The sequence below is a fragment of the Nocardia sp. NPDC057455 genome (assembly GCF_042802775.1).
In the GTDB taxonomy this organism is placed as follows: Bacteria; Actinomycetota; Actinomycetes; order Mycobacteriales; family Mycobacteriaceae; genus Nocardia.
The window spans coordinates 138,327-153,495 of sequence record NZ_JBHVDM010000002.1 but is presented as its reverse complement, the minus strand read 5'-3'; the positions used below and the strand labels follow the sequence as shown (position 1 = coordinate 153,495).

Here is a 15,169-nt window from a genome sequence, read left to right as displayed (position 1 = left end):
CCGGGGGAGGTGTCGGCGCGATCGTGCCGGGGTTCAGCCGACGGGCGGGTATCGCTGGTCGCCCAGCAGGCGGGCCAGGTGGGCGGCGTTGCCGGCCAGCGCCGCGGTGGCCGAGGCCACCGCCTTCGGCACCGAGTCGAGATCTCGATAATCGGTGCCGCCCATGGCCTGGTCGTTCCAGTACGTGCAGCCCTGCGCCGGGATGGTGAATCCGATGTCGTTGAGTCCCTGATACAGATCGGCGACGATCTTGTGCGCTCCGTCCTCGTTGCCGACCACCGCGACGGTGGCGACTTTGCCGACCATCGCGGGACGGCCCGCGTCGTCGGTTTCGGACAGCTCGGCGTCCAATCGCTCCAGCACCCGTTGCGCCACCGACGACATGTGCCCGACCCAGGTGGGGGTCGAGATCAGCAGGATGTCGGCCGCCGCGACCTGCTCGCGAATCGAGGGCCACTGGTCGCCGGGTCCCTCGTCGGCGGTGACTCCGGGCAGCACGTCGTAGTCCACCACGCGCAGCACCGTGCCCCGCACGCCGTGCCCGGCCAGTTCGTCGAGCACCTGGCGGGCGATGAGGTCGCTGCTGGATTCGGCGGGCGACTTCTTCAACGTGCACACCAGCGCGAGGGCGGTCGGTCCGGCCATGAAGGAAACCTCCTGATTCACAATGTGTATCGGTTCAGTCCGCCTACCCCCGATCAGCGGGGGCACACATCAGGCGCACCTCGGCTGACAGCATCCGCCGGGTCGGTCTCCCGCGGCGGCGCCACGATCCGCCTACCGCGCTCCGCGATGCGTCGCCGGGGCAGGACCGACGCCGACGGCATCCGCCGCGAGACATCGGCGGTGATCCCGTCGGCGGACACCTGTCCAGGTGAGGCAGTCACCGCAGGCCCGGCGCGCCAGGTCCGGGCGTTGCGGTCTTCTTTCCGGCCCGCGCCTCTACCCGCCCGCGGCAGAGCGAACCCGGTCACCGGTCGTTTCGCGACCAGGCGTCCGGGTAGGACGGGGACTGTATCGACTTCGACCGGAGGAGCGCGCGGATGAAGGCAGTGACCTGGCAAGGGCGACGTAAAGTTGCCGTGGAAACGGTGCCCGATCCTCGGATCGAGGCCCCGACGGACGCGATCATCGAGGTCACCTCCAGCGGAATCTGCGGATCCGACCTGCACCTGTACGAAGTGCTCGGCGCCTACATGAGCAACGGCGACGTCCTCGGCCACGAACCCATGGGACGTGTGGTCGAGACCGGCTCGGCCGTCACCGGACTGGCGCGCGGCGACCGCGTCGTCATCCCGTTCCAGATCAGCTGCGGCGCCTGCTACATGTGCCGGACCGGCCTGCCCACCCAATGCGAGACGACGCAGGTCCGCAGGTACGGCTGCGGCGCGGCCCTGTTCGGCTACTCCAAGCTCTACGGGCAGGTGCCCGGTGGCCAGGCCGAGTATCTGCGGGTGCCGCACGCGGACGCCACCCACATCAAGGTGCCCGAGGGACCGGCCGACGACCGCTTCCTGTACCTGTCCGACGTGCTGCCCACCGCCTGGCAGGCGGTGGAATACGCCGCGGTGCCCGACGGCGGATCGGTGACCGTGCTCGGCCTCGGCCCGATCGGGGACATGGCCTGCCGGGTCGCGGCGCATCGCGGCTATCGCGTCATCGGTGTCGACCGGGTGCCCGAGCGGCTGGCACGAGCGGCCGCGCGCGGTGTGGAGGTGATCGACCTCAGCGCGGTCGACGAGCCGGTCGGCGACATCATCCGGGGTTGGACCGACGGCCGCGGCACCGACTCGGTGATCGACGCGGTGGGGATGGAGGCCCACGGCTCGCCGATCGCGTCCGCCGCCCAGCGCTCCGCGGCCTTCCTGCCCGATCCGGTGGCCCGGAAAGTGATGGACACCGCGGGCGTGGACCGGCTCGCGGCGCTGAACTCCGCGATCGACATCGTCCGTCGGGGCGGCACGATCTCGGTGATCGGCGTCTATGGCGGCATGCTCGATCCGCTGCCGATGCGGGTGCTGTTCGACAAGCAGATCCAGATGCGGATGGGCCAGGCGAACGTCAAACGGTGGGTCGAGGACATCATGCCGCTGCTGCGCGACGGCGACCCGCTCGGCGTGGACACCTTCGCCACCCATCGTCTGCCGCTGACCGACGCGGCGGAAGGCTACGCCATCTTCCAGCAGAAGACCGACGGTGCGGTGAAGGTGGTTCTGGACCCCACGGCCACGAACTGACCGGCGCTCCGGGCCCGGCCGAGGTCGTCCGAGACCGCGGCCGGGACGGTTTGCTCTGTCTTTGCCTGGGTAGCTGCCGGGTATGAGCTTTTTACTACGCGGAGTCGTCTCACCGTGGTGGCTCGAGGCGCCGACCTCCGTGGCGGCGGAGATGGCCCGCGCCGGTGTGGAGAAGGTCGTCGATCTGGGAACCAAAGCGGCACTGGCGCCGGTGCAGGCGGTGGCCGCGGGCGCGCGGGCGGGCGCGTCGCTGCTGAACTTGGGACGCGACGAGGAGTTGCGCGACGAGCTGGCGGCGCTGATCGATCCGCATGCGCTGCGTTCCCGCCGCCGCGTGGCGCTCTACGAGGACCGGGCCACCGTCGAGGTGCGCGGCCTGGACTCCGGTAAGAGCGGAGACGTCACGCAGGCGCTGCACCGGACCCTGGACCGGCGCCGCGACGTGCGCTGGTGGCGGGTGAACGCGGTGACCGGCCGTGTCGTCGCCGCGCTCGAGCACGGCGCGGCCGATCTGCCCGCCCTGGTGTCGGCGATCGAGTCCGTCGAGACCGACACCGCGGTCGGAGACCTGGACTGGAGCCGCGGCTGCGAGCATCCCGGGGATCGGGAACCGGTGCTGGCCGCCGCCATCCAGGTCGCCGGCGATGTGGGGGCGATCGGGTTGTCGGCGGTGGGCGCGGTGCTGCCGTTGCGCGGGCCCGCCCGGGTGCTGCGCGCGGCGGCAGCCTTCATCGACACCCAGCCCCGTCTCCGTAAACGGCTGGAGGACCAGCTCGGCCGTCCACGCACGGATGTGGTGCTCACCACGGCCAACGCCATCGGCAACGCGCTGGGCAACAGCGCGGCAGCGGGCACGGCGAATCTCGTGATCGACGCAGTCCACCGCGGTTTCACCCTGACCGAGTCGATGACCAGGTACGCGCAGTGGCGCAACTGGGAGACCGAGATCGACCGCCGCCCGGCGGAAGTGTGCGATCCGCTGTCCCCAACCACCCGCGTGGTCGAGATGCCGCAGGGACCGATCGAACGGGTCGCCGACGAAACGGCGGCGGGTGCGCTGGTAGGCGCGGTCACCTCCGTTCTCGGCGGTCGCGGCCTGTTCGGCGCCGCCGACGCGCTGGAACTCGGCGCTCCCAAGGCGGCGCGGGCGAGCCGGGAGGCCTATGGCGCCCTGGTCTCCACGGTGCTGGGCCGCGCGGGGGTATTGACGCTGCACCCGCGGGTCTGGCGGCGGCTGGACCGACTGTCGGCACTGGTCATCGACGGGGAGTCGCTACTGACCGCGCGCCGCTTGGTACTCGACGCCGAAACGACCGACCAGAGATGGTCGGTCGCCGATGTGTGGAGCGCGGGCCAGCGCCTGCTGTGGGAGCAAGAGGCCGGCGAAAACCAGGACGACGACACCCAGCCCGACGACACCGATCGCTACCTGTCGTCGGGGGGCCACCGCACACTGGTGCACCCCGCGACCGGGAAACCCGATAACGGCGTGACACCTCGCCCCGTGTGGCGCGAACTCCACGACAACGGAAAACCGGTCGGACGAGTGCTGATCGGCCGCGAACTCGACCGGCGGGCACACGCGCTGCTGAGCCGGGCGCGCAGCGCGGGACTGCGCGTCACCCTCGCCGCGGGCGCCGACGCCGCCGAACTACGGTCGATGGCCGACGAATTCGTTTCCTCCTCCCATTCGCTCAGTGAGCGGGTGCGCACGCTGCAACAGGACGGTCACGTCGTCGCGGTGCTGAGCCCGCGCGCGCACAGGGCACTGGCCTTCGCCGATGTCGGAATCGGTCTGGCGGTGCGGGAAGACAACGCGCTGCAGATGCCCTGGACCGCCGACGCGGTCTGCCGCGATCTCGGACAAGCGCACCGCGTCCTCGCCGCCATCGCCCCGGCCCGCCGAGTGAGCGAACGCGGCCGCTCGCTTGCCCTGTCGGCGGCCGCGCTCGGCGGGCTGCTGCTGGCTGTCGCCCCGGACAGCGCGGGCCGCGCCTCACCCATGACCGCCGCCCACTACACCGGTCTGCTCACCGGCGCCTACACCGGATGGCGTACGGCTCGCACCGAGCCACCGGCCACCCTGGCCCCGTTGCTGCCATGGCACGCTCTCGAACCCGGCGAGGTGCTGAGCCGCTTGCCGCGGCCCGTTCCGGTGGAGGAGCGAACCCAGCCGAGCACCGCCGCCCGCCTCCCCGGGGCGAACGTGCTCGCCTCGGCGGTGTCGTTCGCGGGCCAGCTGCGCCGTGAACTGGCCGATCCGCTCACCCCGATCCTCGGTGTCGGCGCGGTCGCCACCGCCGTGCTCGGCGCGCCGTCGGACGCTCTGCTGCTGTCGTCGGTGCTCGCAGTGAACGCGCTGGTGTCCGCGTGGCAGCGGCAGCGCGCCGAGGGCGCGTTGCATCGGCTGTTCGAAGGCGAGCAGCTCACTGCCCGGGTGATCGAGCGCGCCGAACTCGACGCCGGCGAACCGCGCGAACACCGGGCGCCGGCGAACCTGCTCACCCTGGGCGACGTCATCGTGCTGCGTGCCGGCGACGTGGTGCCCGCCGACGCGCGGCTGCTGCGCGCGGACGACCTCGAGATGGACGAATCCGGCCTCACCGGCGAATCGATCACCGTCGACAAGCAGGTCCCCGCCACCCCGGGCACGTCGGTGGCCGATCGCGCCTGCATGGTCTTCGAAGGCAGCACCGTCGTCAACGGGACCGGGCGGGCGATCGTCGTGGCCGTCGGGCACGACACCCAGGCCGGCCGTGCCGCCGCCGGAGCCATCCCGCCCGAAAAAGCCGGTGTGCAAGCGCAATTGCGCCGCTTGACCGACCGTGCCCTGCCGCTGACCCTGACCGGCGGCGGCGTCGTGACCGGGCTGGGCATCCTACGCGGCAGGCCCCTGCGCACTGCCATCGCCGACGGCGTGGCGGTCGCGGTCGCCGCGGTGCCCGAAGGACTGCCGCTGGTGGCCACGGTCGCTCAGCTCGCCGCCGCTCGTCGACTGTCGCGGCACGGCGTGCTGGTGCGCGCCAGCCGCACCGTCGAGGCCCTCGGCCGGGTCGACACCCTGTGTTTCGACAAGACCGGCACGCTCACCGAGGGGCGGCTGCGCCTGACCACCCTGGCCGATCTCGACGACCAGTGGTCCCCGGGCGCCGGCTCCGAAGACACGCACCGTCTGCTGCGCGCCGCGGCCCGCGCCTGCCCCGATCCCACGGAGGGACCGATCGCGCACGCCACCGATCGCGCCGTGGTCGACGCCGCGGCCGAGGTGCTCGGCGACGACGCGCGCCAGTGGGATCCGATCGAGGAGATCCCGTTCGAATCCAATCGCGGCTACGCCGCCACCCTCGGCCACACCGCCCGCAAACTGCGGCTGATCGCGAAGGGCGCACCCGAAGTGGTGCTGTCGCGCTGCACCCGGGTGCGGGTGAACGACACCGACCACCCCTTCGACGGGCACATGCGCGAACGCGCCGAACGGGCGGTGCGCGATCTCGCCGAGCAGGGCCTGCGGGTGCTGGTGGTCGCCCGGCGCGACCTGCCCACCGAACCCGACGACGTCGAGGCCGCGGTCGTCGAACTCACCCTGCTCGGCTTCCTCGGACTCGCCGACGCTCCGCGCCCGCAGACGCTGCCGCTGGTCAACGCGTTGCAGCGCAACGGCATCAGTGTGCGCATGATCACCGGCGACCACCCGGTGACCGCGGCGGCGGTGGCCCGCCAGCTCGGCATCGAAGCGGGCGAGGTCGTCACCGGCGCGGACCTCGACCGCCTCGACGAGACCGCGCAGGGCGAGCTGATCGAACAGGGCACGGTCTTCGCCCGCGTCGATCCGGAACAGAAGGTGCGCATCGTGGCGGCGCTGCGCCGCGCGGGCCACGTGGTCGGCATGACCGGCGACGGCAGCAACGACGCCGCCGCGATCCGCACCGCCGACGTCGGAATCGGTTTGGCCGCACAGGGTTCCATCGCCGCGCGCAATGCCGCCGACATGGTGCTCACCCACCCCGACCCGCTCGTGCTGTTGCACGCCCTCGTCGAAGGGCGCGGCATGTGGCAGCGCGTCACCGACGCCGTCGGCGTGCTGGTCGGCGGCAACGCGGGCGAAGTGGCCTTCACGCTGTACGGCACCGCCGTCAGCGGCCAGGCCCCGCTGGGGACCCGGCAGTTCCTGCTGGTGAACATGCTCACCGACATGTTCCCCGCCATGGCGCTGGCGTTGTCGCGCGACGGGGACGCGGTCGATCCCGACGACACCGACGATCCGCAGGCTCAGGCGGAGCGGGCGGCCGAGCGACTGGCCGAACTCCCACGTGCGCAGCTGGGCACGGATCTGCTGCGCACGCTCGGTGTCCGTGGTGTCGCCACGGCCACCAGCGCGTCGGTCGCGTGGACCCTCGGCCGCGTGACCGGCACGCAGCGGCGCGCCGCCACCATCGGTCTGGTCGCGCTGATCGGGACTCAGCTCGGCCAGACGCTGGTCTCCGGTTACCGCAGCCCGCTGGTGTGGCTGACCACGGCGGCGAGTGGCGCGGTGCTCGGCGCGGTGGTGATGACGCCGGGATTGTGCACCTATTTCGGTTGCCGCCCGCTGGATCCGGTCGGCTGGGGGATCGCGACCACCTGCGCGACGACCGCCACCGCCGCCGCCGTGCTGCTTCCGCGGTTGCTGCCGCAGCCGCAACCGCCCAGCGGCGACGGTGCGCTGATTGGCGCCTGACCGCCCGGGTACCCGCCTGGCGACGGACCCTGCCACCGGCACAGGACAGGAGGACCCCTATGGCTCAACAGGTCGGTGACTACGTCGTGCAACGTCTGCGGGAATGGGGCGTCGAACAGGTCTTCGGTTATCCCGGCGACGGGATCAACGGTCTGATCGCCGCTTTCGGCCGCGCGGACGACAATCCGGCGTTCATCCAGGCCCGCCACGAGGAGATGTCGGCGTTCCAGGCCACCGGATACGCCAAATTCAGCGGCAAGGTGGGCGTGTGCACCGCGACCTCGGGGCCGGGGGCGATCCATCTGCTCAACGGTTTGTACGACGCGAAACTCGATCACGTCCCCGTGGTGGCGATCGTCGGGCAGACCGCGCGCAGCGCGATGGGCGGCAGCTATCAGCAGGAAGTCGATCTGCAGAACCTGTTCAAGGACGTCGCCTCCGACTACTTGGTCGAGGTGAACGTCGCGAGCCAGCTGCCCAACGCGCTGGACCGCGCCTTCCGGGTCGCGATCGCGCGCCGGGCTCCGACGGCGGTGATCCTGCCGTCGGACCTGCAGGAGGAGCCCTACGAGCCACCACAGCACGCCTTCAAACAGGTGCCGTCGAGCCCGCCCGGCCAGGCTTCGGCGCGAGTGATACCGGCGCACGAGGACATCCGGCGCGCCGCGGAGGTGCTCGACGCCGGATCCAAGGTCGCGATTCTCATCGGGCAGGGCGCCCGCTCGGCCGCCGAGGAGGTCGTCGAGCTCGCCGAACGCACCGGCGCGGGCGTGGCGAAGGCTCTGCTGGGCAAGGACGTGCTGCCCGACGATCTGCCCTTCGTCACCGGAGCGATCGGATTGCTCGGCAGCAGGCCCAGTTACGAACTGATGCGCGACTGCGACACCCTGCTGATCGTCGGATCGAACTTCCCCTACAGCCAGTTCCTGCCCGAATTCGGGCAGGCGCGGGCGGTGCAGATCGATATCGACGGCACCATGATCGGCATGCGGTACCCGACCGAGGTGAACCTCGTCGGCGACGCGAGATCCACATTGGCGGAACTGATTCCGCTCGTGCGGCGCAAGGAAGACCGCAGCTGGCGGGAGAAGATCGAGAAGAACGTCGCCCGCTGGTGGCAGACCATCGAACGCCAGTCCCTGCTGGACGCCCACCCGGTCAATCCGATGCGGGTGGTGTGGGAACTGTCCGAGCGAATTCCCGACAACGCCATCGTCACCGCGGATTCCGGGTCCTCCACCAACTGGTATGCCCGTTGCCTGCGATTGCGCGGGCGGATGCGCGGGTCGCTGTCGGGGACGCTGGCGACCATGGGCCCCGGTGTGCCCTACGCCATCGGCGCCAAGTTCGCCCACCCCGACCGGCCGGCGATCGCGCTGGTCGGCGACGGCGCCATGCAGATGAACGGGATGGCCGAACTGCTCACCATCGCCCGCTACCGCCCACGCTGGAGCGACCCGCGCCTGGTCGTGTGCGTCTTCCACAACAACGACCTCAACCAGGTCACCTGGGAGCTGCGCGCCATGGGCGGCGCGCCGAAATTCGAACAGTCGCAGTCTCTTCCCGACGTCTCCTATGCCGAGGTCGCCCGCAGCGCGGGGCTGACCGGCATCACGGTGCGGACACCCGAGGAACTCGGGCCGGCCTGGGACAGCGCCCTGCACGCCGACGGACCGGTGGTGCTCGACGTGCATTGCGACCCCGACGTGCCGCCCATTCCGCCGCACGCCACCTGGGATCAGATGAAGGACACCGCCGAAGCCGTGCTGCGCGGCGACCCCGACGCCTGGCATCTGATCGCGCAGGGCGCGAAAACCAAGCTCCAGGAATTCATTCCGTAGCCGACAAGAACGAGTGCCCGATGACCGAACAGGATGTGGTCGACGGAGAAGGAGGACACCGATATGGGATTCCCCGAGCAGCAGCAAGAGGTTCCCGGTATCCAGTCGAGGATGACCCCGGTGCCGGACTGCGGTGAGGACAGCTACCGCGGGTCGGGCAAACTGACCGGCAAGGCCGCCGTCATCACCGGCGCGGACAGCGGGATCGGACGGGCGGTGGCGATCGCCTACGCGCGCGAGGGCGCGGACGTGCTGATCTCCTACCTCGACGAGGACGAGGACGCGAAGGAAGTCGCCGACCTGGTGACGCGGGCCGGACGCAAAGCCGTTCTGGTGCCCGGCGACCTGTCCGAGGCCGCTCACTGCCGCGCCGTCATCGATCGGGCGGTGCGGGAATTCGGGAAGATCGACATTCTGGTGAGCAACGCGGCCTTCCAGATGACGCACGAGACACTGGAGGAGATCAGCGACGAGGAATTCGAGCACACCGTCGCACTGAACATCAACGCCTACTTCTATCTGGTGAAGGCGGCGCTGCCGCACATGCCGGCGGGCTCGTCGATCATCGGCAGCTCTTCGGTGAACTCCGACATGCCCTCGCCGACCCTGGCCCCGTATGCCGCGACCAAAGCCGCCATCGCGAACTTCTCCGCAAGCCTCGCGCAGCTGCTGGGCGAACGGGGGATCCGGGTCAACAGCGTGGCGCCGGGACCGATCTGGACCCCGCTGATCCCCTCGACCATGCCGGTCGAGAAGGTCGCGCACTTCGGTGACGACACCCCGTTGGGCCGCGCCGGTCAACCGGCCGAACTGGCTGCGACCTACGTCATGCTGGCCTCCGACGACGGCAGCTACGTCTCCGGCGCTCGTATCGCGGTCACCGGCGGCAGGCCGATCCTGTGACGTTTCGCGCACGATGACCCGCCCGGTCGGCCGCGATCCTGATCCGGCCGACCGTCAGCGGGGACAGGTCACAGCATGGACACCACGATGCCGACTGCCACGGCGAGGAACAGCAGGACCACCAGCGCCCCGACGAGCATCGCCATGACCCCGGTGACCGGGAAGTGGTGCCGGGTACTGGGCTCCGGCGCCGACAGCCCGGAGGTCTGCGGGGTGTCCGGGGGCGTTGCGCCCGGCGCCACCCCGCCGCCCGGTTCCAGATCCGGAGTTTTCGCGGGATCAGGGTCCATCGCGCTCATAGCCGCTCCCTACTCGCCATCGTTGCCCGGCACCTCGGGTGCGCCGGGCCGTTTACCGGTCCTCTTTCGATACAGGATCACGGCGCCGACCAGCACCGCGAGTGCGAGAATCACCAACAGTTCCATGCTCGGGTCCTACCCGGTATCAGCGCGCCCAATCGGCAAGCGCCCAGCTACTCGCAGGTCAGCTCCGGTCGCGACGCTCGACGTCGCCGCGATCGCCGATACCGCCGACCGAACTCACCGCATCGCGAACCCTCCCGGAGCTGTCGCGCGGCGTTGGTGCGTCCGGGCCATCGGACGCCGCGGCGTCGGGTAACCGGACAGTAGCCGAGGCATTGCGTGCGGGCGCGGGCTGGAGGAAGGTGAGTATGTCCGGTGGTGCCACCGGGGCGCCACCCCGACCGAGTGGGAGGTGGCCTGTGTACGCACGTTCCAGCACCATCGCGGCACAGCCGTCGTCGATGGACGACGGGCTCACATATCTGCGTGACGAACTGATGCCGAATCTGTCCGAGATCCAGGGGTGGGTCGGTCTGTCCTTGATGGCCGACCGGTCGACGGGACGCTGCATCGCCACGACGTCGTGGGAGACCGAGGAGGCGTTGCATGCCAGCAGAGGACGCGTCCAGCAACTGCGCGAGGGCATGGCCCGGCGGCTCGGCGGGCGGGCGGAGCGCGTGGAGGAATGGGAGATCGCGGTGATGCATCGTGATCATCCGGCCGGTGAAAGTGCCTGCACTCGCTGCACGTGGGTACAGGTCGATCCGGGCCAGGTCGACCGGCTGGCCGACATGTTCAAGACCGAAGTGCTGCCGCAGACGGAGATGCTCGACGGATTCTGCAGCGCGAGCCTGTTGATCGACCGGGACAGTGGCCGAGCGGTGGGGGCGACGGTGTGGGAGAACCGGCAGGCGATGGACGACAGCCGCGAGCAGACCAATCAGATCAGGGCCATGGCGACCCAACGGGTGGGTGCCAACGTCCTGGAGGTGGGGGAGTTCGATCTGGCCTTCGCGCATCTGCGCGTACCCGAAATGGCGTGAAAGCACGCGAGATCCGGCCGGAACACGAGCTTCCGGCCGGGTATCCCGCGTCGCGCACCGGGTGATCGGTGGCGCCCCACCGCGACCGGCGAGTACCGGTGTCACTTACCCGAGAGGTAATGGCGACGTCCTGCGGTGGTTCGTAGGATCGGTGCGTGAGTACCCCAACAGCAGGTGACCTGCTGCGACACTGGCGTCTGGAACGCAGGCTCAGTCAGCTGGAACTGGCCGGACGGGCCGACACCTCGGCGCGGCACCTGAGCTTCATCGAGACCGGACGCGCCACCCCGAGCCGGACCATGATCGTGCACCTGTCCGAGCATCTGGAGATTCCGTTGCGCGAACGCAACCGCGTCCTGCTGGCCGCGGGCTACGCCCCCGCCTACGCGCAACCCGGCCTGGACACCCCCGCCATGGACGCCGTTCGCGGCGCCATGCGCCAGATCCTCGCCGGTCACCAGCCCTACCCCGCGCTTGCTATCGACCAGAACTGGACGATGATCGACGCCAACAGCGGCGTTGCCGTGCTCATCGACGGCATCGATCCGGCGTTGGTGACACCACCGGTGAACGCCTTGCGCTTGAGCCTGCATCCCGACGGCATGGCCGGCCGCATCCGCAACCTCGCCGAGTGGCGCGGCCACATCTTCGCCCGCTTGGCGCGCCAAGTCGAAGTCACCGGGTCCCCGGAACTGGCCGATCTGCTCGCGGAACTGCGCTCCTATCCCGGCGGGGAAGTGGAGCTCGCCGTCCCCGAACCAGACCAGGCGGTGGTCCCGCTGCGGATCGAACACGACGGGAACGAATTGTCGTTTCTCAGTGTCACCACGGTGTTCGGCACCCCGATGAACGTCACCGTCGCCGAACTGGCCATCGAGTCGTTCTTCCCCGCCGACGAGGACACCATGAAACGGCTCACCGCGAGCACCCGGTGAGCCGCGCGGCCCAGCTGTCGGCGCTGCTGAACGTGCCCATTCGCACCGTCACCGACATCGGCGCCCGCCACGCCTGGACGCTGCACCGCGCCGAATCAGCCGACGGCAGATCGCTTTTCGTGAAGGCGACGGCCGAGCCGACACCCGTTTTCGCGGCCGAAGCGGCGGGGTTGACCTGGCTGCGGGACCCCACGCCGGGCCCGGCGAGCGACAGCATCCTGGCCTTGCTGCCAGAGGTCCTCGCGGCCGACGACCGGATGCTGGTGCTGCCGTGGCTGGAAGAAACCGGCCCCACACCCGCGGCCGCCGAACGATTCGGTCGCGAACTGGCCGCGCTGCACTCCCGCCGAACCGAGCTGTTCGGTGCGCCGTGGGAGGGCTGGATCGCGAGCCTGCCACTGCCCAACATCACGACCGGCCGACCGTGGCCGCAGTGGTACGCCGAATATCGCCTCGCCCCCTACCTCGCCCGAGCGGCCCCGTACCTCGGCGCCGACGGAACACACCTGATCGAACGCGTCATCGATCGCATCGATGAACTGACCGGCCCCGCCGAACCACCGGCCCGCATCCACGGCGACCTGTGGTCGGGCAACATCCTGTGGACCCGGGAACGGGCGATGCTCATCGACCCCGCCGCGCATGCCGGCCACCGCGAGACCGACCTGGCCATGCTCGCCCTCTTCGGTGTTCCGCACCTGGACCGCATCCAGGCCGCCTACCACGAAACCCATCCGCTCGCCGACGGATGGCGAACCCGCATGCCGCTGCACCAGCTGCATCCGCTGCTGGTGCACGTCGTGCTGTTCGGCGCGGGCTACCGATCGCAGACCCTCACCGCGGCCACCGCGGCGCTCGCGTCCTGATCCCGGCCCTACCCGTCGACCCGCGCGATGACCTTCTCCGCGAAACGCGACAGGTTGGCGATCTTCGTCTCCAGCGGCTCGGTGTCCTGTTCGGTGGTATAGGGAAGCCGGAAGCCGACTATCACATCGGTGACCCCCTTGTCCTCGAGGCGTTTGATGCCGTCGACGGTGAACCCGTCCAGCGAGATCACATGCACCTCGAAATCCTTGCGGGTGCCGTACTCCGCGCGCAGAGCGTCCAATTCGGCCAGCAGCCGGTCCAGCTCGGCGCCGTCGCCACCGGCGTGCATCCACCCGTCGCCGCGCTGCGCGGCCCGGCGCAACGCGGGCTTGCTGTGCCCGCCGACGAGAATCGGCACCGGTTCGGTCGGCACCGGGCTGATCTTGATCGGCGGAATGTCATAGAACTGCCCGTGGTATTCGAAATACCCGCCCGCCGTGAGCCCGCGCACGATGTCGATGCACTCGTCCATCCGCGCGCCGCGCTTGTCGAACGGCACCCCCATGATCTCGAAATCATCCGGCCACGGGCTGATGCCGACGCCCAGCCCGAACCGGTTGCCACTCAGCGCGGCGACCGAGGCGGCCTGCTTGGCCACCAGCACGGGCGGCCGGATCGGCAATTTCAGCACGAACGGGGTGAAACGCAGCGTGGTGGTGACCGCCGCCATCGCCGCGCTGAGCACGAACGCCTCGACGAACGGCTTGTCCTCGAGGAATTCCCGGCTGCCGTCGGGAGTGTAGGGGTACTCGGCGTCGGACTCCTTCGGATACGCCACGCTGTCGGCGACCGCCATGGAGGTGTAGCCCGCCTCCTCGGCGGCTTCGGCGAGAGCGAGGTAATACGACGGATCGGTCATCGTCTCGGCGTAGGTGAAGCGCATGGTGCTCGCCTTCCTGGCGCGTCCAGCGCGCCGCGCGGGTCCCGGCGCCGGTGCCCGCGGACCGGGCCGGCGCCGAGACGTGAGAGGAACTGCCGCAAGCGGAACCGAGCCGCCTCGATGGAGTCTCGGCCGCCCGGAAGATCACCGCCTACTGCCATGGGTTGGTGAAGCCTTCCGGAATCAAGTGGTCGAACATCGCCCTCATCTCCCGCGACAGCCGCAGCAGTTCGATGTACGACCCGATCGGCCCACCGTCGAGGTAGGCGAACTCCATCCCGACGCCCTCGAACCTGCCGCGCGCGGCGATCTCGATGCCCGCCTCGGCGGCCTCGGCCAGTGCTGCGTCGTAGTCGCCGGGCACCCAGGCGGCGTGATGCAGCCCGGGACCGAACCGTTCCAGATGCTCCGAATACAGGCTCACCCCGCCGCGCGGCTCGATCAGCTCCAGTTGCTGCCCGCCCGCGTAGCCCAGTGCCACGCCGATCGAGTAATCGGCCGGCGCGCCGCGTAGTTCGGCGGTATCGGGCCCGAAATGGACCTCCGGGATGGTGAACCAATCACCGACTCCGTACCGAGTGGTGAACGCCCGAGCGGCCGCGGCAAGATCGGCCACCACCCAGCACAGTTGAAAGATCGGGCCGCGGGTGATCATTCGCGGCCGCCGAGGCGGCTCATCAGGCTCGGACACCATCGGTGGGCGGCGATCACCGCCCTGTTGTAGCGCGGAAACACGATGTAGGGCTTGTTCTTTCGCATGCCACGCAGAATGTGCCGCGCGGCCCGTTCGGCATTGATCATCCCGATCGGTATCCGGCGCACCGGCTCACGGTAGGAATACCGGGGCAGATCGATCGCGGAATCGACGATGTCGGTCGCGACCCCGCCGGCCACGGCCACGCTCACTGCGACGCCCGACGCGGCCGCTTCGACGCGCAGCGCGGTGCTCAGTCCGACCACCGCGTGCTCGGTCATCGCATACGCGGCCGAGGGAGCCACCGGTGTCAGTCCCGCGAGCGAAGTCACGTTGACGATGTGGCCGGCGCCTTGCGCGCGCATCAGCGGGTAGGCGTGGCGCGTCCCGTGCACCACACCCCACAGGTTCACGTCCACGAGCCGCTGCCACTGCGGCAACGGCATGTGCTCGGCCGTGCCGCCGAGGCGGATACTCGCGTTGTTGAACAGGAAATCGATGCGTCCCAGCTCGGCTACGGTGCCGTGCACCAGCCGGCCCACCTGGTCGTCGTCGGAGACGTCGACGACCTGCGTGTGGATCGCGGTATCGGCGGCCAGGCCGACCAGCCCGGCGGCATCTATATCGGCGGCCACGACCGCGACGCCCCGCGCGGCCAGCAAGCGGCACAGCGCGGCGCCCAGGCCGGACGCGGCACCGGTGACCACCGCCACATTATCCACGCCGTTCAATTAAGCATCTGTGTTTAAC

Annotated in this window: 12 protein-coding genes; 7 read left to right on the top strand and 5 right to left on the bottom strand. The window is 70.0% G+C overall.

The annotated features are described in order from the left end of the window. Positions 1-33: 33 nt before the first annotated feature. A complete protein-coding gene (locus tag ACFU5M_RS01760; RefSeq protein WP_379042115.1) occupies positions 34-645 on the bottom strand; it encodes a flavodoxin family protein in 612 nt (203 codons plus the stop codon). A 398-nt stretch (positions 646-1,043) separates the two neighbouring features. Here ACFU5M_RS01760 and ACFU5M_RS01755 point away from each other — a divergent pair, with 398 nt between their 5' ends. The 4 genes from ACFU5M_RS01755 to ACFU5M_RS01740 all read left to right on the top strand — a co-directional run bounded on the left by ACFU5M_RS01755 (position 1,044) and on the right by ACFU5M_RS01740 (position 9,698). Next, positions 1,044-2,237 carry a zinc-dependent alcohol dehydrogenase gene (locus ACFU5M_RS01755; RefSeq protein ID WP_379042113.1) on the top strand — a complete coding sequence of 398 codons (1,194 nt, stop codon included), beginning with the start codon at positions 1,044-1,046 and terminating at the stop codon, positions 2,235-2,237. 82 nt (positions 2,238-2,319) lie between these two features. Continuing rightward, on the top strand, positions 2,320-6,954 hold the full coding sequence (locus ACFU5M_RS01750; RefSeq protein ID WP_379042111.1) for a cation-translocating P-type ATPase: 4,635 nt from the start codon (positions 2,320-2,322) through the stop codon (positions 6,952-6,954). Between the two features lie 59 nt (positions 6,955-7,013). Beyond that, a complete protein-coding gene (locus tag ACFU5M_RS01745; protein ID WP_379042109.1) occupies positions 7,014-8,795 on the top strand; it encodes a thiamine pyrophosphate-requiring protein in 1,782 nt (593 codons plus the stop codon). A gap of 63 nt (positions 8,796-8,858) precedes the next feature. Continuing rightward, a complete protein-coding gene (locus ACFU5M_RS01740; protein WP_379042107.1) occupies positions 8,859-9,698 on the top strand; it encodes an SDR family oxidoreductase in 840 nt (279 codons plus the stop codon). Positions 9,699-9,766: 68 nt separating this feature from the next. Here the strand turns inward: ACFU5M_RS01740 and ACFU5M_RS01735 are convergent, their stop codons facing one another. Beyond that, a complete protein-coding gene (locus ACFU5M_RS01735) occupies positions 9,767-9,997 on the bottom strand; it encodes a DUF6480 family protein (protein ID WP_379042105.1) in 231 nt (76 codons plus the stop codon). 422 nt (positions 9,998-10,419) lie between these two features. Here ACFU5M_RS01735 and ACFU5M_RS01730 point away from each other — a divergent pair, with 422 nt between their 5' ends. The 3 genes from ACFU5M_RS01730 to ACFU5M_RS01720 all read left to right on the top strand — a co-directional run bounded on the left by ACFU5M_RS01730 (position 10,420) and on the right by ACFU5M_RS01720 (position 12,844). Then, positions 10,420-11,043 carry an antibiotic biosynthesis monooxygenase gene (locus ACFU5M_RS01730; protein ID WP_379042103.1) on the top strand — a complete coding sequence of 208 codons (624 nt, stop codon included), beginning with the start codon at positions 10,420-10,422 and terminating at the stop codon, positions 11,041-11,043. A 155-nt stretch (positions 11,044-11,198) separates the two neighbouring features. Then, a complete protein-coding gene (locus ACFU5M_RS01725; RefSeq protein ID WP_379042101.1) occupies positions 11,199-11,978 on the top strand; it encodes a helix-turn-helix domain-containing protein in 780 nt (259 codons plus the stop codon). Beyond that, entirely contained in the window at positions 11,975-12,844 is an 870-nt protein-coding gene (locus ACFU5M_RS01720) for a fructosamine kinase family protein (protein WP_379042099.1), read from the top strand. Before ACFU5M_RS01725 ends, ACFU5M_RS01720 begins: the two co-directional genes overlap by 4 nt. Positions 12,845-12,852: 8 nt before the next feature. Here the strand turns inward: ACFU5M_RS01720 and ACFU5M_RS01715 are convergent, their stop codons facing one another. From ACFU5M_RS01715 to ACFU5M_RS01705, 3 genes are all read right to left on the bottom strand, one after another. Beyond that, positions 12,853-13,728: a TIGR03619 family F420-dependent LLM class oxidoreductase gene (locus tag ACFU5M_RS01715; protein WP_379042097.1), complete on the bottom strand. Its 876-nt coding sequence runs from the start codon at positions 13,726-13,728 to the stop codon at positions 12,853-12,855. Between the two features lie 148 nt (positions 13,729-13,876). After that, complete coding sequence (locus tag ACFU5M_RS01710; protein WP_379042095.1) at positions 13,877-14,380, bottom strand: VOC family protein; 504 nt, start codon at positions 14,378-14,380, stop codon at positions 13,877-13,879. Next, the gene (locus ACFU5M_RS01705; RefSeq protein WP_379042125.1) at positions 14,377-15,141 is read right to left on the bottom strand and encodes an SDR family NAD(P)-dependent oxidoreductase; all 765 of its coding nucleotides are present in this window, start codon (positions 15,139-15,141) and stop codon (positions 14,377-14,379) included. Before ACFU5M_RS01705 ends, ACFU5M_RS01710 begins: the two co-directional genes overlap by 4 nt. Positions 15,142-15,169 lie beyond the last annotated feature (28 nt).